This window comes from Janthinobacterium sp. RA13 (genome assembly GCF_000745325.1).
Classification (GTDB): domain Bacteria; phylum Pseudomonadota; class Gammaproteobacteria; order Burkholderiales; family Burkholderiaceae_D; genus Janthinobacterium; species Janthinobacterium rivuli.
In genome coordinates this window covers 3,468,601-3,489,071 of the sequence record NZ_JQNP01000001.1, presented here as the reverse complement: position 1 = coordinate 3,489,071, position 20,471 = coordinate 3,468,601, and the positions used below count along the sequence as shown (strand labels likewise).

Annotated in this window: 14 protein-coding genes; 12 read left to right on the top strand and 2 right to left on the bottom strand. The window is 65.4% G+C overall.

Annotation, left to right across the window (positions count from 1 at the left end):
• Positions 1-6 precede the first annotated feature (6 nt).
• Positions 7-2,811, top strand: a complete 2,805-nt coding sequence (locus FG13_RS15470) for a TonB-dependent receptor (RefSeq protein WP_051959114.1) — start codon at positions 7-9, stop codon at positions 2,809-2,811.
• Positions 2,812-2,973: 162 nt separating this feature from the next.
• A complete protein-coding gene (locus FG13_RS15465; protein WP_034780338.1) occupies positions 2,974-4,227 on the top strand; it encodes a cyanophycinase in 1,254 nt (417 codons plus the stop codon).
• Here FG13_RS15465 and FG13_RS15460 read toward each other — a convergent pair.
• Entirely contained in the window at positions 4,218-5,420 is a 1,203-nt protein-coding gene (locus FG13_RS15460; RefSeq protein WP_035828240.1) for a DUF418 domain-containing protein, read from the bottom strand. The genes FG13_RS15465 and FG13_RS15460 overlap by 10 nt on opposite strands.
• A gap of 8 nt (positions 5,421-5,428) precedes the next feature.
• Positions 5,429-6,031 (bottom strand): TetR/AcrR family transcriptional regulator, encoded by a 603-nt coding sequence (locus tag FG13_RS15455; protein WP_035822247.1) that lies wholly within the window; start codon positions 6,029-6,031, stop codon positions 5,429-5,431.
• Between the two features lie 208 nt (positions 6,032-6,239).
• On the opposite strand from FG13_RS15455, the gene FG13_RS15450 reads away from it, so the two are divergent.
• The 10 genes from FG13_RS15450 to FG13_RS15410 all read left to right on the top strand — a co-directional run bounded on the left by FG13_RS15450 (position 6,240) and on the right by FG13_RS15410 (position 20,441).
• Positions 6,240-7,682: an IgA Peptidase M64 gene (locus FG13_RS15450; RefSeq protein ID WP_035822245.1), complete on the top strand. Its 1,443-nt coding sequence runs from the start codon at positions 6,240-6,242 to the stop codon at positions 7,680-7,682.
• Between the two features lie 437 nt (positions 7,683-8,119).
• Entirely contained in the window at positions 8,120-8,305 is a 186-nt protein-coding gene (locus FG13_RS30100; RefSeq protein WP_152598778.1) for a hypothetical protein, read from the top strand.
• Positions 8,302-9,084, top strand: coding sequence for an enoyl-ACP reductase FabI (fabI, locus tag FG13_RS15445; RefSeq protein ID WP_035822243.1), 783 nt, complete (start codon positions 8,302-8,304; stop codon positions 9,082-9,084). The genes FG13_RS30100 and fabI overlap by 4 nt, the downstream gene beginning before the upstream one ends.
• 10 nt (positions 9,085-9,094) lie before the next feature.
• Positions 9,095-10,537 carry an efflux transporter outer membrane subunit gene (locus FG13_RS15440; RefSeq protein WP_035822240.1) on the top strand — a complete coding sequence of 481 codons (1,443 nt, stop codon included), beginning with the start codon at positions 9,095-9,097 and terminating at the stop codon, positions 10,535-10,537.
• Between the two features lie 18 nt (positions 10,538-10,555).
• Positions 10,556-11,629, top strand: a complete 1,074-nt coding sequence (locus FG13_RS15435; RefSeq protein ID WP_035822237.1) for an HlyD family secretion protein — start codon at positions 10,556-10,558, stop codon at positions 11,627-11,629.
• A 2-nt stretch (positions 11,630-11,631) separates the two neighbouring features.
• Positions 11,632-14,376: a ribosome-associated ATPase/putative transporter RbbA gene (rbbA, locus tag FG13_RS15430; RefSeq protein WP_327062343.1), complete on the top strand. Its 2,745-nt coding sequence runs from the start codon at positions 11,632-11,634 to the stop codon at positions 14,374-14,376.
• A 1-nt stretch (position 14,377) separates the two neighbouring features.
• On the top strand, positions 14,378-15,502 hold the full coding sequence (locus FG13_RS15425; protein ID WP_035822234.1) for an ABC transporter permease: 1,125 nt from the start codon (positions 14,378-14,380) through the stop codon (positions 15,500-15,502).
• A 47-nt stretch (positions 15,503-15,549) separates the two neighbouring features.
• Entirely contained in the window at positions 15,550-17,802 is a 2,253-nt protein-coding gene (locus FG13_RS15420; RefSeq protein ID WP_035822232.1) for a DUF3141 domain-containing protein, read from the top strand.
• 9 nt (positions 17,803-17,811) lie between these two features.
• Entirely contained in the window at positions 17,812-19,227 is a 1,416-nt protein-coding gene (locus FG13_RS15415; protein WP_035822231.1) for a bifunctional enoyl-CoA hydratase/phosphate acetyltransferase, read from the top strand.
• Positions 19,224-20,441: an acetate/propionate family kinase gene (locus FG13_RS15410; protein ID WP_035822230.1), complete on the top strand. Its 1,218-nt coding sequence runs from the start codon at positions 19,224-19,226 to the stop codon at positions 20,439-20,441. Before FG13_RS15415 ends, FG13_RS15410 begins: the two co-directional genes overlap by 4 nt.
• Positions 20,442-20,471 lie beyond the last annotated feature (30 nt).

Sequence of the window (20,471 nt, the reverse complement as noted above, 5' to 3'; positions counted from 1 at the left end):
GTGGCAATGCAGATGAAAAGACAGGACGGTGGCTCCTTGCCGCGCGAGTCGGCGCTGGCGCAAGGCGTGCGCCTCGCGCTGGGCGCCCTGAGCGTGTCGGCGGCGCTGGGCATGCTGGCTGGCGGCGCGCAGGCGCAAGAGCAGAAACAGGAGCCGGTGCGGGATGAAGAGCCTGCGCCGAAAAAAATGCAGCGCGTGGAGATCACGGGGTCGGCCATCAAGCGGCTGGAGTCGGAGACGGCGCTGCCGGTGCAGGTCATCACGCGCGCCGAGATCGAGAAGGCGGGCGTGACGACGGCGGCCGAGCTGATGGCGCGCGTGTCGGCCAACGTGGGTGGCCTGACCGATGGCGCCAGCATCAATATCGGCGGCGACCAGCGCGGCTTCAACAGCGCCAACCTGCGCGGCGTGGGCACGTCGTCGACCCTGGTGCTGCTCAATGGCCGGCGCATGGCCAACTTTGCCTCGCCCGGCGACGATGCGGGCGTGGACCTGAATAACATTCCCGCCGCCGCGCTGCAGCGCGTGGAAGTGCTGCTCGACGGCGCCTCGGCCCTGTACGGCACGGACGCCATCGGCGGCGTCATCAATTTCATCACGCGCAAGGATTACCAGGGCGTGGAGCTGAACGTCTACGGCAGCCGGACCGATGAAGGCGGCGCGGGCAAGCGCACGGCCAGCATCACGGCCGGCACGGGCGACCTGGCGGCGGATGGCTACAATGTCTTCGCCGTGGTCGACCTGCAAAAAACCGACCGCCTCAGTTCCTCGCAGCGCAAGTTCATTCCAAACCTGCAGGTGCCGCAGCGCCTCGGGCATTTGCTGTCGAGTTTTACCAGCCCGGCGAATATCCGCCTGTCGGGGGAGCAGCGCGACTATTTGCAGGAGAATGGCTTCCTGCTCAATGGCCAGCCGATTACCAACCGCCAGATCAACCCGTCGATCCCGAACTGTTCGCCGCCGGCCAACCTGTACTTGCCGGCGGGAACGGGTGGTGTCGATGCCTGTACCTACGATTACATGGGCGACACGGAGCTGTATCCGAAGACGGACAAGCAGAACCTGCTCGCGCGCGGTGTACTGAAGCTCAATAACGACCACCAGCTGTACGCGGAAGTGGCGCTGAGCCGCTCGCGCAGTTATTACGTGGGCTCGTCGGCGCGCGTGATCGGCTATCTCGATTACAGCAAGGTGCCGCAGCTGGCCAATACCGGCCTCGATAGCATCGTCGACGAAGACGGCAATCCGACTGCGCGCGAACTGGAACTGCGCATGCGGCTGAACGAGGCGGGCATGCGCACCAGCCAGTTGACCAGCGAGAGCCAGCGCTTCGTGGTGGGCGCCAGCGGCACGCTCGCCGGCTGGGATTACGACGTGGGCTTCAATCACAGCGTCAATGTCGTGAAGGACCGCGATACGCATGGCTATGTCCTGTACGACAAGCTGTTGGAAGGCATCGCCTCCGGCGACATCAACCCGTTTGGCCCATCGAGCGCGAAGGGCAAGGCGCTGCTCGACAGCATCCAGGTCAATGACGAAGTACGGCATGCGCGCGGCACCATGGATGCGCTGGACTTCAAGGCATCGCGCGCGCTGATGGCCTTGGGGGGCGGCGACATGGCACTGGCCGTGGGTGGCGAAGTGCGCCGCGAGCGCACCGAATTCCGTCCTTCGGCGTTGCTGATGAGCGATAACATCAACAACGACGCGGCGCCTGAAGGCGGCGTGGCCACCAGCGACAGCCGCAAGGTGCAAGCCATCTACAGCGAATTGCTGCTGCCGTTTACCAAGCAGTGGCAGGCGCAGTTGTCTGGCCGTTACGACCATTACCAGCAGGTGGGCGGCGCCCTCAGTCCGAAGATCGGCCTGACCTACATGCCCAGCAAGCAGGTGCTGTTGCGCGCTTCGGCCGGCAAGGGCTTCCGCGCACCATCGATGTCCGACCTGCACCGGCCCACTGCCTACAGCAGTACGGCGACCCTGCCCGATCCCGTGTATTGCGCGAGCGAGAACAATGATTATTCCGTCTGCGCGGATAATTGGGATACGCGCCGCTACAGCAACGACAAGCTGAAACCGGAGCGCAGCCGCCAGTTCACGGCCGGCCTGGTGCTCGAACCGAGCCAGCACTGGACCTTCAGTGCCGACTATTGGAACATCAAGCGCACGGACCTGATCAGCGAAATCGGCGACGACATCATCCTGGGCAACCTGGCCAAGTACGGCGACCTGGTGCACCGCGATGAAGACGGCTTGATCGACTACATCGAGCTGCGCAAGGAAAACCGCGGTGCGCAAAAGGCGGCGGGTATCGATATCACGGCCGACCTGCATGGCGTGAAAACGGCGTGGGGACGCTTTGGCGCGCACCTGAGCGGCACATATGTGCTCGATTCAAAAATCCAGACCAGCCCTGGCGAGGTCTTTATCAGCAACCTCAATAAATTCGTCACGGAAGGCGTGGTGCAGCGCTGGCGCCATACGATCACGCTCGATTGGGACAACGGTCCGTACTCGGCCAGCCTGTCGAACACGTATTCGAGCGGCTACGATGACCAGAATTCGGCCATCAACACGGACGATGGCAGCGTCGTCAAGCCGAACCGGGTCAAGGCCTACACCTTTTGGGACATGTCGGGCGCGTACGCCGTCAGCAAGCAGTTCAAGCTGCGCGCGGGCATACAGAATCTGTTCAATACCAGCCCGCCGTATTCGAACCAGGCCTATTTTTTCCTGTCCGGCTATGACCCGAGCTACACGGATCCGCGCGGCCGGCGCTTTTATGCGAGCGCCAATTACAGCTTCAAGTAAGCAGTTTTACATAGAAACCCGGAGATACCGCAACAGCGCTGTCATATGCAGCAAGTAGTATTGCAGTTTGATGCATTTGGGTTGCAAGCAGCAGTATTGGCAGCAAGGGCGCGTGCCTGTATCAACCAGTGCGCGCCACTTTCCTTGTATTCGAAAGGCACCATGAAATCATCCGCAAGCCTGTATCACACCTTCCGCGCCGCGCTGCTGTTTGCGCTGGCATTGTGCAGCGTCCATGCCGTGGCGGCGCCGGGCGGCAGCGCCATCGGCAGCGCGCCGCAGGGCACGCTCGTCATCATCGGCGGCGGCCTGCGCGCCGACAATGCCGAAGTCTGGCAGCGCATCGTCAAGTTGTCGGGCGGGCCAGGCGCGCGCATCGCCGTGCTGGCCTCGGCCGCGATGAACCCGGAAAAATCGGGCGAAAGCATCATCAAAAAGCTGAACCAGTATGGCGCCGACGCCTTTTTCGTGCCGCTGGCCGTCAAGCTGCCGAACAGAGATTACCGCAAGGCCGCCGAAGACCCGGCCATCGTCACGCAGATCAAGTCGGCCAGCGGCATTTATTTTGCCGGCGGCGACCAGGGACGCATCACGCAAGCCTTGCTGCGCCCGGACGGTAGCCGCACGGCCGCGCTGGAAGCCATCTGGTCGGTCTACCGCAACGGCGGCGTGATCGCCGGTTCCAGCGCCGGCGCGGCCATCATGAGCACCACCATGTTTTACGACGCCAAGCCCGTGCTCGACATGCTCAAGATGGGCGTGACGGACGGCCGCGAGATCGCGCCTGGCCTGGGTTTCATCGGCAGCGATGTCTTCGTGGACCAGCATTTGCTGGTGCGCGGGCGCTTTGCGCGCATGATCCCCGTGATGCTGAAAAAAGGCTATCACCTGGGACTGGGCATCGATGAAAACAGCGCCATGGTGGTCGACGCCATGCGCGACGTGGAAGTCATTGGCTACAGCGGCGCCTTGCTGATCGACCTGTCGGGCGCCATCAGCGACCGTGGCGTGAAAAATTTCAATATCAGCAATGCCGCCATCAGCTACCTGGACCGGGGCGATAAATTCAACCTCGTCACGCGCGTGTTTACGCCGTCGCCGGACAAGGCCGACAACAAGCTCGATCCGAACCAGCCCGACATGCGCGAGCCCGTGTTTACCAACGATATCCTCGGCAACAACGCCGTGCTCGACTTGATGGGCAATTTGATCGACAACGCGCAGCAGGAAGCCATCGGCATCGCCTTCGGCAACCCGCGCGACCCGTATCCGGACCTGGGCTTCGAGTTCCGCTTCAGTAAAACGGTCAACAGCGTCGGCTACAGCTCGACCGAGGCGGAAGCGTATTCGGTGCTGAAGCTGCGCCTCGACATCCGCCCGATCCAGCTGCGCCAGCCGCTGTACCGCTACAAGTAAGTGGCGTGCTGGCGCCGCCAGCGCGGCCACGCGGCGACCGTCAGGGCCCGCAGCAGCCACTCGACGGGGCCATACGCATGGCCGCGCAGCCACCAGCGGCTCAATGGCAGCTGCGCGCAAAAGATGATGATGGCCAGCGCCAGCGCACCCAGCGGCGACACACTGCCCATCAGCCGGGCGCCATACGCGAGGAACAGCACGGCGCAGATGGCCGATTGCAGCAGGTAGTTCGACAGGGCCATGCGGCCCGTGTCGGCCAGCAGCGCAAACAGCGTGCCGTCGCGCAGGCGCTCGAACAGCGATAGCGCCAATGCCAGGTAGGCGCCCGCCAGCAACGGCGCGGTGGCCAGGCCCACGGCCAGTCCCGCCACCTGCCATGCCTGGCTGTCGCCATACACGGACGTCCACGCATAGAAGGCGGCGCCGGGCAGCCCCGCCAGCACGCCCGCCCACAGCAGGCGGCGGCGCAGCGGCAGATAATCGCTGGCGTGCAGCAGCATCTCGCGCTTGCCGGCGGCCAGGCCGCACAGGAACATGGCCAGCGCACACGGCGCCTGCACCAGCAGCAGGACGAGCCAGATGTCATTCAATTCGCGCAGGTGCTGATGGATGACGGCGGCCGGCGTGGCGCGATAGGCGGCCAGCGCGCTTGCCGCCTTTTGCGCCATCGCCACGGCGTTGTCGGCGGTGTCGCCCGCTGGCTGCAGGCTTTGCAGCCAGGCCATGCCCGCCCAGAATGCCACGCAGACGGCGACGAGCGTCAACGCCAGGGACAATGCCTGGCGTTCGCCGCAACGGTGCAGCGCCAGCAGCACGATGCCCAGCAGGGCGTAGGTCGTGAGTATGTCGCCATGGAACAGGAACACGGCATGCAGGGCGCCGATCAGCCACAGGCCCGCTTGGCGGCGCAGCATGCGTGGCACGAACGGCGCCTCGGCGCGCGCGGCCGCCTGCATCTGCAAGGTGAAGCTGTAGCCGAACAGGAAGGAAAACAGCAGGTAGAACTTGGTCTCGAACAGCAGCGCGACGAGGAAGTGGGTGGCGCGGTCCACGCCGCCGTGAAAGGCGGGATCGGTCAAGCCCAGGCCGAACCACGGCGTGGCGAAGGCGCCGATATTGACGACCAAAATGCCGAACAGGGCGCAGCCGCGCAGGGCGTCGACGTCGGCGATGCGCGCGGGCCGGGTTTGCATGACGGCGCTCATGCCAGGGCAGGGCGCAGGAAGCGCGCCAGCAGCAGGTGCAGGCTGGCGCGTTGCGCCAACGGTGCATAATCGGGATCGACGGCGACCCGGTTGAAGATGCCGTCGATTAGCGCGGCGATCCAGCTGGCCGTTTGCGCCGCGTCCAGCGCGGCGTCGACCTGGCCTCCTGCGGCTGCCTCTTCCAGCAAGGCTTGCAGGCCGCCGCGCAGGCTGGCGTCGTTGCGCGCCACCCTGGCCGCGATATCCGTGTCGCGCATCGCTTCGGCGGCAATGTCCAGCGCCAGTCCCGCAAAGTCCGCGTCGGCCGCCAGCGCCAGCACCAGGTCCATGAAGTCGAGCAGGGCGCCGTAGGCATCGGCGCTGCCTTGCACGCCGGCGAAATAGGCGGCCGTCTCGCTGCCTTCCTGGTCGACGATGGCGGCGATGATGGCTTGTTTGGTGGGGAAGTAATGAAACAGGTTGCCGGGACTCATGCCCGCTTGCGCGCAGATGGTGGCGGTGCTGGTCTGGTGAAAGCCCTTGCGCGCAAAGCAGTGGCGCGCGGCGGCGAGAATGGCGTCGCGGCGGGCCGCGTGTTTATCGGGATCGATGGTGCGCATGGACTTGCCTTTAATTAATCGACTGGTCAGTCTAATATAGGCCGATTGGCTCGCGTGGTCAAGCGAACCGTCTGAAAAGGGCGCTTTGCACGCTTGCTTCCTGTCGCTACAATGTGCCGCAGCGGTTTTTCCCGCGCCTGCCGGCAGGCCCGCCGATTGTTTGGAAAACCGTTCCCTTCACCTGTTTTTCTACCGTTTTAGGAATGACATGCAGCAGACTCCGATTCGATCCTTCCTCTGCGCGCTGGCGCTGGCCGCCGGCATCGTCCCTGCCGCGCACGCTGCCAGTGCCGCCCAGCCGGCCACCATGCGTCTCGATTACCAGCACAGCGGCAATGCGCTGGGCGAGCATTACGCGGTCGAGCGCGTGCTGGTCGAACCCCTGCCATGGCCGGGCAATTTGGCGCGTCCCCTCGACGACAGCAACCGCGGCAACAACCTGCTGGAAGTGGTCGACATCAAGTCGGGCAAGGTGCTGTACTCGCGCGGTTTTTCCACCATCTTTGGCGAATGGGCCAGCACCGATGAAGCGAAAACCACGACGCGCGCCTTCCAGGAATCCGTGCGCTTCCCGCAGCCAGAGCACCCGGTGCGCGTGCGCATTCTCAAGCGCGACGAGCGCGGCCTGTTTTCCGTGGTGTGGAGCACCGATGTTGATCCGGCCGCGCAGGACGTGATCCGCAAGCAGCCGCCGGCGCCCGTCAAGCCGATCCCGATCCGCATCAGTGGTCCATCGAGCGACAAGGTCGACCTCTTGATCATGGGCGATGGCTACACGGCGGCCGAAATGGGCAAGTTCGAAGCGACGGCGCGCAAGCTGGCCGACCATCTTTTCACCGTCTCGCCATTTCGCGAGCGGGCCAAGGACTTCAATGTGTGGGCCATGGCCGTGCCGACGCAGGAATCGGGCGTATCGCGTCCCTCGACGGGCGTGCATCACGCGTCACCCTTGGGCACGCGCTACGACATCTTCGGCAGCGAGCGTTATGTGCTGACGACGGACAACCGCGCCCTGCGCGACCTGGCGCAGTACGCGCCGTATGAGTTCATTGAAATCCTCGTCAATAACGATACCTATGGCGGCGGCGGCATCTTCGGGCAGTTCAGCACGGCGGCGGCGAACAACGACTGGGCCAACTACCTGTTCGTGCACGAATTCGGCCACCATTTCGCCGGCCTGGCCGACGAGTACTACACCTCGCCCGTGGCCTATCAGTCGAATGGCGAACGCCAGGAACCGTGGGAGCCGAACGCCACGGCGCTGCGCGATCCAGCCAGGCTGAAATGGAAGAACCACGTGAAGGCGGGCACGCCGCTGCCCACGCCGTGGCCGAAGGAAGCGTACGACAGCCATGCGCGCGAATACCAGAAGCAGCGCGCCGCCCTGCGCGCGGCCAACCGTCCCGAAAGCGAGATGAGCGACCTATTCAAGGCCGACCTGGCGTACACGCAGCAGCTGTTCTCGAAGGCGCCGCAGCGCCATGCGGTCGGCGCCTTTGAAGGCGCGAACTACGAGTCGTCCGGTTACTACCGTCCCGAGATGCAGTGCATCATGTTCGACCGCAGCGAGACGTTCTGCTCCGTGTGCCAGGATGGCATCAGCACCATCATCGACCTGTATTCGCGTCCCGCCCCGGTATCGGGCAAATAAGACCGCTTCTGTCATTCCCATAAGCAGTGAGGCAAGGCGGGCCATGTTGCAACGCAATAGCATGGCCCCCATTTTTTACCATTTTCCGCCTGGCGCCTCGCGCCATGGCGCAGCACAGCTTGTTTTCCAGGCAATCTCCCCTTCCTTTGCGCGGCCGCTTTTACGCACGCCAGCCCCATGTTGTTATCAAATAAGCACTGCGATTCGCTTGCTTGTCAATTAGTTCATTTAAATAATATTGATGTAGAATTTGATGTATATCAATGTTGCATTGCCGCAATCGCACTTATAGTTGACCTAGCTCAAAAGCGTTATGCATGCGGACCGGCCTCATCGCGAATCACGTATCTAAATGCTGTAGAGTAATTTTCGCCCCGCACCAGTTCCCCGAAAATGCACTGGTGCGTGCCTCGAATTTCAGTGACGGAAGCCGATTCATGAAGATGCAGACCCCCGCGCCTGACGCGTGCAGTACCTTACACCCCCACTCTCCGATTGCCTTGCCGTATGCGCGCGCCGGCGGCGTGACCCTGGCCACGTGCGCCGCCGCCATGCATGCCGGCGCCGTGCGCTGCGTGCAGGCGGCCACGCCGTGGCCCGCCCTGCGTCCACTTCAGGCATGACGGCCCCCTTGCGGCACCTGCCTTTGCAGGGCAAGCGGGGCCTGGTGGTGGGCATCGCCAACACGCAAAGCATCGCCTGGGGCTGCGCCAGCGCCCTGCGCGCGGCCGGCGCCGAACTGGCCGTGACCTGGCTCAATGACAAGGCCAGGCCGCACGTCGAGCCGCTGGCGCAGCAAGTGCAGGCGGCCATCATGGCGCCGCTCGACGTGGCCGTGCCGGGCCAATTGGAGGCGCTGTTCGCGCAGATCGAACGGCAGTGGGGACGGCTCGATTTCGTCGTCCACTCCATCGCCTATGCGCCGAAGCAGGATCTGCATGGCCGCGTGACGGACAGTTCCGCCGACGGCTTTGCGCAGGCGATGGATGTCTCCTGCCACTCCTTCATGCGCATGGCGAAACTGGCCGAACCGTTGATGCCGGACGGCGGCAGCTTGACCACCATGAGTTACCTGGGTGCCGAGGAAGTCATCGCCGACTATGGCCTGATGGGTCCTGTAAAAGCGGCGCTGGAAGCGTCGGTGCGCTACCTGGCGGCGGAACTGGGCCCGCAAGGCATCCGCGTGAACGCCATTTCGCCCGGTCCCCTGGAGACGCGGGCCGCTTCCGGCATCGCCCATTTCGACCGCCTGATGGCCGACGCCATCGAACGCTCGCCCATGCGGCGTCTGGCCACCATCGAGGACGTGGGCGCGCTGTGCGCCTTCCTCGCCGGCGACGGCGCGCGCGCCATCACGGGCGGCACTCTGTATGTCGATGGCGGCTACAACATTCTGAATTGACTGGAAGATGATGACCAAGGCTGTTTTTACTTTGCCACACCGCGCCAGGATGGCCGCGCTGGCCACCACGCTGGCCCTGGCCGGCTGCGCCTCGATGGCGCCGCCGTATGCGCCACCGCCGCTGCCCGTGGCGGCGCAGTACCCGGAAACCGATACGGCCGGCGCAAGCGCGCCCGACGTCGCCTGGCAAGCCTACTTTGCCGACCCGCGCCTGCAGGCGATGATTGCGCAGGCGCTGGCCAGCAACCGCGACATCCGCATCGCCGCCCTGCGCGTGGAGGAGGCGCGTGCCGCGTATGGCATCGTGCGCGCGGAACAATTCCCCACCATCGCGCTGGGCGCCTCCGGCAGCCGCGCGCGCGCGCCGGCCGACCTGAGTCCGACGGGCCGCGCCATGACGAGCGCGCAGTACCAAACGGGCTTGAACGTGGGCGCCTGGGAGCTCGATTTCTGGGGCCGGGTGCGCAGCCTGAAGGATAGCGCGCTGCAAACCCTGCTGGCCAGCGACGAGGCGCGCCGCGCCGTCGGCGTGGCCCTGGTGGCGCAGGTGGCCAATGGCTACCTGGGCTTGCGCGAACTCGATGAAAGGGTGGAACTGGCGCGCGCCACGGTCGACAGCCGCGCCGAATCGCTGCGCATCTTCACGCGCCGTTTTGAAGTCGGGTCGATTTCCAAGCTGGACCTGACGCAGGTGGAAACCCTGCTCAGCCAGGCCCTCTCGCTGTCGGCCCAGCTGGAGCAGGCGCGCGCCGTGCAGGCGCATGCGCTGGCGCAGTTGGTGGGCGGCCCCGTCGACCTGACGCCGGTGGCTGGTGAGGTGAGTCGCTTCGACGACGCCAGCGTGCTGCAGCCGCTGCATGCGGGCCTGCCCTCAGCTTTGCTCACGCAGCGCCCCGACCTGATCGCGGCCGAACACCAGCTGCGCGCCGCGCAAGCCAATATCGGCGCCGCGCGCGCCGCCTTCTTCCCGACCATTTCGCTGACGGCTGCCTACGGCACGGCCAGCGCGGAATTGAACGGCCTGTTCGATTCGGGCAGCGGCGCCTGGAATCTCGCGCCGCGCCTGGTGCTGCCGATCTTTGATGCGGGCCGCCTGCGCGCGAATATGGACCTGGCCGAAGTGCGCCGCGACGTGGCCGTGGCCAATTATGAAAAGAGCGTGCAGGGCGCCTTCCGCGAAGTGGCCGATGCGCTGTCGAACCGGCGCTGGCTGGCGCTGCAGGTCGACATCGGCAAGACGACCCTGGCCGCGCAGAGCGAACGGGCGCGCCTGGCCAAGCTACGCTACGACAATGGCGCCGCGCCCTACCTGGAAGTGCTCGATGCGCAGCGCGACCTGCTGACGGTCGAGCAGCAGCTGGTGCAGACGCGCCGCGCGCTGCTCTCGAGCCAGGTCAGCCTGTATGCCGCCCTGGGCGGCGGCGCACCCTCCGCCGCCGCTTCCACCCACTAATTTGATCGCCTCGATACCATGAATGCTCAATTGAAGAAAAAACTCATCCCCGCGGCGCTGGTCGTGGCCGTTCTCGTGCTGGGCTATGTGGCATGGCAAAAAATGCGTCTTACGGGCCCTGGCGAAGGTTTTGTCAGCGGCAATGGCCGCATCGAAGCGACGGAAGTCGACGTCGCCACCAAGCTGGCGGGCCGGGTCAAGGAGATCCTCGTGCGCGAGGGCGACTTCGTCAAGGCTGGCCAGCCGCTGGCCAGCATGCAGGTCGATTCGCTGACGGCCCAGCGCGACGAGGCGCGCGCGCGCCAGCAGCAGGCGCTGGACGCCGTGGTCGGCGTGCAGGCGCAGGTGGCCGTGCGCGAAAGCGACAAGGCGGCCGCGCTGGCCATGGTGGCGCAGCGCGAAAGCGAACTCGATGCGGCCAAACGCCGCCTGGCCCGCTCCGAAACCCTGTCGAAAGAGGGCGCTTCCTCGGTGCAGGAACTCGACGACGACCGCGCCCGCGTGCGCAGCGTGGCCGCCGCCCTGAATGCGGCCAAGGCGCAAGTGACGGCGGCGCAAGCGGCCATCGACGCGGCAAAAGCGCAGGTGGTCGGCTCGCGCTCCGCCGTCGTCGCAGCCGAGGCTACCACGGCGCGCATCGATGCCGACCTGGCCGACGGCCAGCTGGCGGCGCCGCGCGACGGCCGCGTGCAATACCTGGTGGCGCAGCAGGGCGAAGTGCTGGCCGGCGGCGGCAAGGTGCTCAACCTGGTCGACCTGTCGGACGTTTATATGACCTTCTTCCTGCCCGAGACGGCGGCCGGCAAGGTGGCGCTGGGTGGCGAAGTGCGCATCATCCTCGACGCGGCGCCGAACTATGTGATTCCCGCGACGATCTCGTTTGTCGCCGCCAGCGCGCAGTTCACGCCGAAGACGGTGGAAACGGCCAGCGAACGCCAGAAACTGATGTTCCGCGTGAAAGCGCAGATCAGCCGCGAGCTGCTGCAAAAGCATCTGGCGCTGGTGAAGGTGGGCTTGCCCGGCGTGGCCTGGGTGCGTCTCGATGCGAAGCAGCCATGGCCCGCTGAATTGACGGCCAAGGTTCCGCAGTGACTGTGGCTTCCACTTCCCCAGTCGTCAGCATCAAAGGCGTCAGCCAGCATTACGGCAAGACGGTGGCGCTGGACGGCATCGACCTCGACGTGCCGGCCGGCCGCATGGTGGGTTTGATCGGTCCCGATGGCGTGGGCAAATCGAGCCTGCTGTCGCTGGTGGCCGGCGCGCGCGCCGTGCAGCAGGGCACAGTGATGGCGCTGGGCGGAGACATGCGCGATGCGCGCCACCGCGACGACGTTTGCCCCCGCATCGCCTACATGCCGCAGGGCCTGGGCAAGAATCTGTATCCGACCCTGTCGGTCGAGGAAAACCTGCAGTTTTTCGCGCGCCTGTTCGGCCACGACGCGGCCGAACGCCGCCGCCGCATCGACCAGCTGACCCGCAGCACGGGCTTGCAGTCCTTCCTTGCGCGTCCGGCCGGCAAGCTGTCAGGCGGCATGAAGCAGAAGCTGGGCCTGTGCTGCGCGCTGATTCACGATCCCGACCTGCTGATTCTCGATGAACCGACCACCGGCGTCGATCCGCTGGCGCGCGCGCAGTTCTGGGACCTGATCGCTGGCATCCGCGTGCAGCGCCCGCAAATGAGCGTGATGGTGGCCACCGCCTACATGGACGAGGCGCAGCGCTTCGATTGGCTCGTGGCCATGGACGACGGCAAGGTGCTCGATACGGGCACGCCGGCCGAACTGCTGGCGCGCACGCAAAGCGATACCCTGGAAGCGGCCTTCATCAAGCTGCTGCCCGAAGCCAAGCGCGCGGGCCACCAGCCCGTCGTCATCACGCCGCTGGACGCCGCCAGCGCGCAGGACGTCGCCATCGAGGCGCAGAACCTGACCATGCGCTTCGGCGATTTCACGGCCGTCGACCATGTGAATTTCCGCATCGGCCGCGGCGAGATCTTCGGCTTTCTCGGTTCGAACGGCTGCGGCAAGTCGACCACCATGAAGATGCTCACGGGCCTGCTGCCGGCCACGGAAGGCAAGGCCTGGCTGTTCGGCAAGGAGGTCGACTCCAGCGATATCGACACGCGCCGCCGGGTCGGCTACATGTCGCAGGCCTTTTCTCTGTACAGCGAGCTGACGGTGCGCCAGAACCTGGTGCTGCACGCGCGCCTGTTCCACGTGCCAGAGGGCGAAATAGGGGCGCGCATCGACGAGATGGCGCAGCGCTTCGATTTGCGCGCGGTGATGGACGACTTGCCTGACAGCCTGCCGCTGGGCATCCGCCAGCGGCTGTCCTTGGCCGTGGCCATGGTGCACAAGCCGGAAATGCTGATCCTCGACGAGCCGACGTCCGGCGTCGACCCCATCGCGCGCGACAATTTCTGGCGCCTGATGATCGAGCTGGCGCGGCGCGACCACGTCACCATTTTCATTTCCACCCACTTCATGAACGAGGCCGAGCGCTGCGACCGCATCTCGCTGATGCATGCGGGGAAAGTGCTGGTCAGCGATGTGCCGGCCGAACTGGTGCGCAAGAAGGGTGCGCCCTCGCTGGAAGCGGCCTTCATCGCCTACCTGGAAGAGGCGGGCGGCGGCACGGCAGCGGCGACGCAGGAAAGCGAGGCGCCCGTGCAGAAGGCTGAAGCGGCCGCACCACAGCAGAAGCAGCAGCGCAGCCGCTTCAGCCTGGGCCGCATGCTCAGCTACATGTGGCGAGAGACGCTGGAGCTGCGCCGCGATCCCGTGCGCCTGACCCTGGCGCTGGGCGGCTCCGTGCTGCTGCTGTTCGTCATCGGCTTCGGCATCAGCCTCGACGTCGAGGACTTGAGCTACGCGGTGCTCGACCACGACCAGACGACGTTGAGCCAGAATTACACGAATAACCTGGCCGGCTCGCGCTACTTCGTCGAGCGTCCGCCCCTGCGCGACTATGCCGATATCGACAAGCGCATGCGCAGCGGCGAACTGTCGCTGGCCATCGAGATTCCGCCCGGCTTTGCGCGCGACGTGCAGCGCGGCGCGCCGGCGCAGGTGGGCGCGTGGATCGATGGCGCCATGCCGATGCGCGCGGAAACCGTGCAAGGCTACGTGCAGGGCATGCACCAGCTGTGGCTGGCCGACCAGGCCTTGCACCGTTACGGCATCAAGATGAACAACCCCGTCGCCATCCAGACCCGCTACCGCTACAACCCCGACGTGAAAAGCCTGCCGGCCATGGTGCCGGCCGTGATTCCCTTGCTGCTGCTGATGCTGCCGGCCATGCTGGCGGCGCTGTCCGTGGTGCGCGAAAAGGAACTCGGTTCCATCATCAACCTGTACGTGACGCCCGTCACGCGCCTGGAATTCTTGCTTGGCAAGCAGGTGCCATATGTGGCGCTGGCCATGTTCAACTTCCTCCTCATGGCGCTGCTGGCGGTCACCGCCTTCGGCGTGCCGATCAAGGGCAGCTTGCTGACCTTGATCGGCGCCACTTTCATCTTCAATATCTGCGCCACCGGCATTGGCCTGTTCGCCTCGACCTTTACGCGCAGCCAGATCGCGGCCCTGTTCGTGACGATGATCGGCACCATGATCCCGGCCATCCAGTTTTCCGGCCTGCTCAATCCCGTTTCCTCGATGGAAGGCGTGGGCAAGGCCATCGGCCTGATGTACCCGGCCACGCACATGCTCAATATCAGCCGGGGCGTGTTCAACAAGGCGCTGGGATTCGGCGACCTGCACGCCTCGTTCTGGCCATTGATCATCGCCATCCCCGTGATCCTCGGCGTGACCGTGGCGCTGCTGAAGAAACAGGAGAGCTGATATGCGGCACCTTGAAAACATCTACCGCCTGGGCGTGAAGGAAATCTGGAGCCTGATCCGCGATCCGATGATGCTGATCCTGATCCTCTACACGTTTACTTTGGCGATCTACGTGGCCGCCACTGCCAAGCCGGAAACCCTGCACATGGCCTCGATCGCCATCGTCGACGAGGATGGCTCGCCGCTGTCCGGGCGCATCGCCTCGGCCTTCTTCCCGCCGCAGTTCACGCCGCCGGCCATGATCAACCAGAGCCAGGTCGATGCGGGCCTGGACGCGGGCCAGTACACCTTCGTGCTGACGATACCGCCCAAGCTGCAGGCGGACGTACTGGGCGGACGCCACGCGGAGCTGCAGCTGAACGTGGACGCCACGCGCATGAGCCAGGCTTTCAGCGGCAGCGGCTACATCCAGCAGATCGTCGCCGGTGAAGTATCCGAATTCGCCAAACGTTATCGCGGTGCGACCGTCTCGCCCGTGGAACTGGTGATGCGCGCGCGCTTCAACCCGTCGCTGAGCCAGGCGTGGTTTGGCTCGCTGATGGAGCTCATCAACCAGGTGACGATGCTGTCGATCATCCTCACCGGGGCGGCGCTGATACGCGAGCGCGAACACGGCACCATCGAGCACTTGCTGGTGATGCCCGTGACGCCGGCCGAAATCATGCTGGGCAAGGTATGGTCGATGGGCCTGGTGGTGCTGCTGGCCGCCGCCCTGTCGCTGAACCTGGTGGTGCGCGGCATGCTGCACGTGCCCATCGAAGGCTCGATCGCGCTGTTCCTGTGCGGCGCGGCCCTGCACTTGTTTGCCACCACGTCGATGGGCATTTTCCTCGCCACCGTGGCGCGCAGCATGCCGCAATTCGGCATGCTGTTGATCCTCGTGCTGCTGCCGCTGCAGATGCTGTCGGGCGGCAGCACGCCGCGCGAAAGCATGCCCGAACTGGTGCAGAACATCATGCTGATCGCGCCGACCACGCATTTCGTCGAATTGAGCCAGGCGATTCTGTACCGGGGCGCCGGCATCGACGTGGTGTGGAAGCCGTTCCTGGCCCTGCTGGCCATCGGCACGGCCCTGTTCACGTTTGCCCTTGCCCGTTTTCGCAAGACCATCAGCCAGATGGCATAGCTCCCGCGCCGGAATGGTCCGGCGTTTTTTGCATGAAAAGGATAGCCATGAAGATCGAAGCTGCACCATTTTTCTCCACCGGCGGCTTGCCGTCGCTGGGCGTGCTGGGCGACTATGCGCGCGATTCGTGGCAGCGCATCGTGCTGTATGCGGACGTGATGCGCCGGCGCGGCAACCAGTACCAGGAGCACATGGCCGAGGAAGTGCCGAACGTGCTGGACTTCCCCGCCGAACTGGTGCTGTCGGGCCTGGAGCTGGCGCGTCCCGTCAACTACGGCCTGGCGCGCATCCTGACGCCCGATGCGCCCGAACCTGATCCATCGAAGCGGCCCTTCGTCGTCGTCGATCCGCGCGCGGGACACGGTCCCGGCATCGGCGGCTTCAAGGCGGAAAGCGAGATCGGCGTGGCCCTGCGCGCCGGCCACCCGTGCTACTTCATCGGCTTCCTGCCCGATCCCGTGCCGGGACAGACGGTGGAAGACGTGATGCACGCCGAGGCGGCCTTCCTGGAAAAAGTCATCGCCCTGCATCCGCTCAGCGAGGGTAAACCCGTCGTCATCGGCAATTGCCAGGCGGGCTGGCAAATCCTCATGACGGCGGCCATGCGCCCGGAATTGTTCGGCCCCATCATCGTGGCTGGCGCGCCCGTGTCGTACTGGGCCGGCTGGCATGGCCGCAATCCGATGCGCTACGCGGGTGGCCTGATGGGCGGCAGCTGGGCCACGGCGCTGGCGGGCGACCTGGGCAAGGGCCGCTTCGACGGCGCCAGCCTGGTGCAGAATTTCGAAAAGCTCAATCCGGCCAATACCCTGTGGAGCAAGCAGTACAACCTGTACGCGAACATCGACACGGAAGCGCCACGCTACCTGGAATTTGAAAAATACTGGGGCGGCCACGTCTTCCTGAACGACGTCGAGATGCAGTACATCGTCGACAATCTGTTCATCGGCAACCGCCTGGCCACGGCCGAATTGATCACCTCCGACGGCGTGCGCCTGGACTTGCGCAACATCCGCTCGCCCATCGTCGTGTTTTGCTCGAATGGCGACAACATCACGCCGCCGCCGCAGGCCCTGGGCTGGATCACGGACCTGTACCGCGACGACAAGGACGTGCTGCTGCACGACCAGACCATCGTCTACGCCGTGCATGACAGCATCGGCCACCTGGGCATTTTTGTGTCGGCCAAGGTGGGGCACAAGGAACACCAGAAATTCGCCAGCAATATCGACCTGATCAACCTGCTGCCGGCCGGCATCTACGAAGCGCGGATCGTCGACAAGACGCCCGATACGCCGAACGCGGACCTGGCCAGCGGCGACTATGTGCTGCAGGTCGAGCACCGCGGCATCGACGACGTGCGCGCCATCGTGCAGCCGAGCGTGGAAAACGACCGCAAGTTCGCCGCCGCCGCGCGCGTGTCCGAAGTGAACCTGGCCCTGTACCGCACGTTTGCGCAGCCGTGGGTGCGCGCCATGGTCACGCCGCAATCGGCGCGCTTTTTGCAGCTCGCGCATCCGCTGCGCGTGTCGTACGAGCGCTGGACGGACCACAATCCGCTCGCCAGGCTGGTGGCCAAAGAGGCCGACAAAGTGCGCGCCCAGCGCCAGCCGGTAGCGCCCGATAACCCGCTGCTGGCCATGCAGGAAGCCATTTCCGGCGCCATCACGGCTGGCTTGAACGGCTGGCGCGACTGGCGCGATACGGTGCAGGAAACCACCTTCGACCTGGTGTACGGTTCACCCCTGGTGCAGGCGCTGACGGGACAAGCCATCGGCGACACGACGCCGCCGCGCCCGCATCCCGGCATCTCGCCCGAGCATGGTGAATACGTGCGCTGCGAAACGCGCAAGATGGACGAGGACATGCAGCGCGGCGGCCTGGTGGAAGCGGCCGTGCGCGCGCTGTTCTACATCTACCGCTTCCGCATGATCGCCGACGAGCGCAGGGTCAACCTGGCCCTCAAACTGATCAAGCCGCAATACCGGCAGGATGTCAACATGGAGGAATTCCGCGGTATCGTGCGCCAGCAGGCGCGCTTGATGCTGCATGATTTCGATACCGCCATCGCCGCCTTGCCGGCCTTGCTGTCGCGCGCCGACCCGGACGACATCGGCGCGCTGGCCGAATGGCTGCAGCAAGTGCTGCAAGTGCCCGAGGCGCCGACGCCGGACGAGGAAGCGAGCCTGCAGCAGATGCTGGACGTCTTTGACCGGGCGGTCAAGGAGCAGCAATCGGTTGTGCGCACATCCAGGACTGAACCGAAAGCCAAACCGGCCAAACACATTACCCCTGCCTAGAAGACCACGATGACTACTACCCAAGACGATGATCTGAATATCGTACGCAACCGCACCTTCGACCAGATCGCCATCGGCGACACCGCCAGCATCACGCGCACCCTGAGCATGGACGATATCGCCCTGTTCGCGGTGATGTCGGGCGACGACAATCCGCAGCACCTCGATACGGAATTTGCCGCCGCCACCCGTTACGAGGGCGTGATCGCCCACGGCATGTGGGGCGCGGCCCTCATTTCCGCCGTGCTGGGCACGCGCCTGCCCGGCGCCGGCACCGTCTACACGGGCCAGACCCTGCGCTTTTTGCAGCCCGTGCGCGTGGGCGATACCCTGGCCATCAGCGTCACCGTCACGGCGCGCGAACCGCGCAACCGCCACGTGACCCTGGCCTGCCGCTGCGTCAACCAGCATGGCGCCGTGGTGCTCGACGGCGAAGCGCAGGTGATCGCGCCTGCCGAACAGATCGAACGCAAGCGCGCCACCTTGCCCGAAGTACGCCTGCATAACGGCGACGGCACGCGCCGCCTGCTGGAGCAGGCGCGCACCTTGGGACCGATCCGGGTGGCCGTGATCCACCCGTGCGATGAACTGAGCCTGGCGGGCGCGCTGGACGCCTATGCGGCTGGCCTGATCACGCCCGTGCTGGTGGCGCCGCGCGCGCGCCTGGAAGCCGTGGCGTTGGAGGCTGGCCTGAGCCTGGACGGCATCGCCATCGAGGACGTCGAGCATAGCCATGCCGCCGCCGCGCGCGGCGCCGAACTGGCGGGCAAGGGCGAAGTGGAAGCCTTGATGAAGGGCAGCCTGCACACGGATGAACTGATGTCGGCCGTACTGTCGGCCAGCGCCGGCCTGCGCACCAAGCGCCGCATCAGCCACTGCTTCCTGATGCAGACACCCGCGTATCCGCGCCCCTTCATCATCACGGACGCGGCCATCAATATCGCGCCCAACCTGGCCATGAAGGCCGACATCGTGCGCAACGCCATCGACCTGGCGCACGTGATCGGCGTAGCCTGCCCGCGCGTGGCCATTCTGGCCGCCGTGGAGACGGTGAATGCGGACATGCCGGCGACCCTGGACGCGGCCGCCCTGTGCAAGATGGCCGACCGTGGCCAGATCATGGGCGCCATCCTCGATGGCCCGCTGGCTTTTGACAACGCCGTGTCGATCGCCGCCGCCTCCGTCAAGGGCATCGTCTCGGAAGTGGCGGGCCGCGCCGACATCTTGCTGGTGCCCGACCTGGAAAGCGGCAACATGCTGGCCAAGCAGCTCGAATACATGGGTGACGCGGACAGCGCCGGCATCGTGCTGGGCGCGAAAATCCCCGTCATCCTCACCAGCCGCGCCGATTCGCGCGCCAGCCGCATTGCCTCGTGCGCCATCGCCGTGATGCTGGCCAACCATTACCGGAGCACGCCGCCATGAACGCAGCAGTCCAACATGCCGATGGCACCCTGATCCTGGTGCTCAATTGCGGCTCGTCGAGCATCAAGTTCGCCCTGTTCGAGCAGGCGGGCGGCGTGCTGCCGCAGCAGGCGCAATGGAGCGGCAAGGTCGAAGGCATCGGCCGTGAAAACGCCACCTACCGCGCCGGCGGTTTGCCGGCAGTCGCCTTGCAACTCGATCCGGCGCAGCCGCATCATGCGGCGCTCGAATACATCCGCGCGCAAGTGGTGGCGCAGCTGGACGGGCGCCCCTTGCGCGCCGTGGCGCACCGCGTGGTGCATGGCGGCAGCAAGTATTTCGCCCCCGTGCGCATCGATTTCAAGGTGCTGGCCGACCTGAAAAGTTATGTGCCGCTGGCGCCCCTGCACCAGCCGTTTGCGCTCGAAGCGATCGAGGTGCTGCTCGAATCGCGGCCCGACATCGCCCAGGTGGCGTGCTTCGACACGGCTTTCCACCACACGGTGCCGCAGGTCGAGCAAATGCTGGCCCTGCCGTACGATGCGTGGGAGCGGGGCTTGCGCCGCTACGGCTTCCACGGCCTGTCGTATGAATACCAGTCGCTGGTGCTGGAGCAGCGTTTTGGCGCCGTCGCGCGCGGCAAGGTCATCGTGGCCCACCTGGGCAGCGGCGCCAGCCTGTGCGCCATGGAGAACTTGCACAGCGTGGCCACCACCATGGGCTTTTCCGCGCTCGATGGCCTGATGATGGGCACGCGCTGCGGCTCGCTCGATCCGGGCGCCGTGATCTACCTGATGGAAATCGAAAAGCTGTCGCTGGAAAAAGTGGCGCATGTGCTGTACCACGAGTCGGGCTTGCTGGGCGTGTCGGGCGTGTCGGCCGACCCACCGGTCTTGCTGGCGCAGCAGGACCGGCAGGATGCCACGGGCGAGCGTATCCGCGCCGCGCTGGCTTTATATATCCGCCGCATCGTGCGCGAGATCGGCGCCCTGACGGCCGTGCTGGGTGGACTGGACATGCTGGTGTTTACGGCCGGTATCGGCGAGCACAGCGCCGAGCTGCGCCAGCGCATCTGCGACGAGCTGGGGTTTATCGGCCCCGTGCTTGACGGGGAGGCGAATGCGCGCAACGCCAGCCGTATTTCCACCGATGCCAGCCGCATCGTGGTGGGCGTGGAGCCGGCCAACGAGGAGTGGGTGGCTGCCCGCCATGCGGCGCTGGCCGTGAGCGCATGAGGTCCTGACGCTTACGGCAGCGCTCGATGG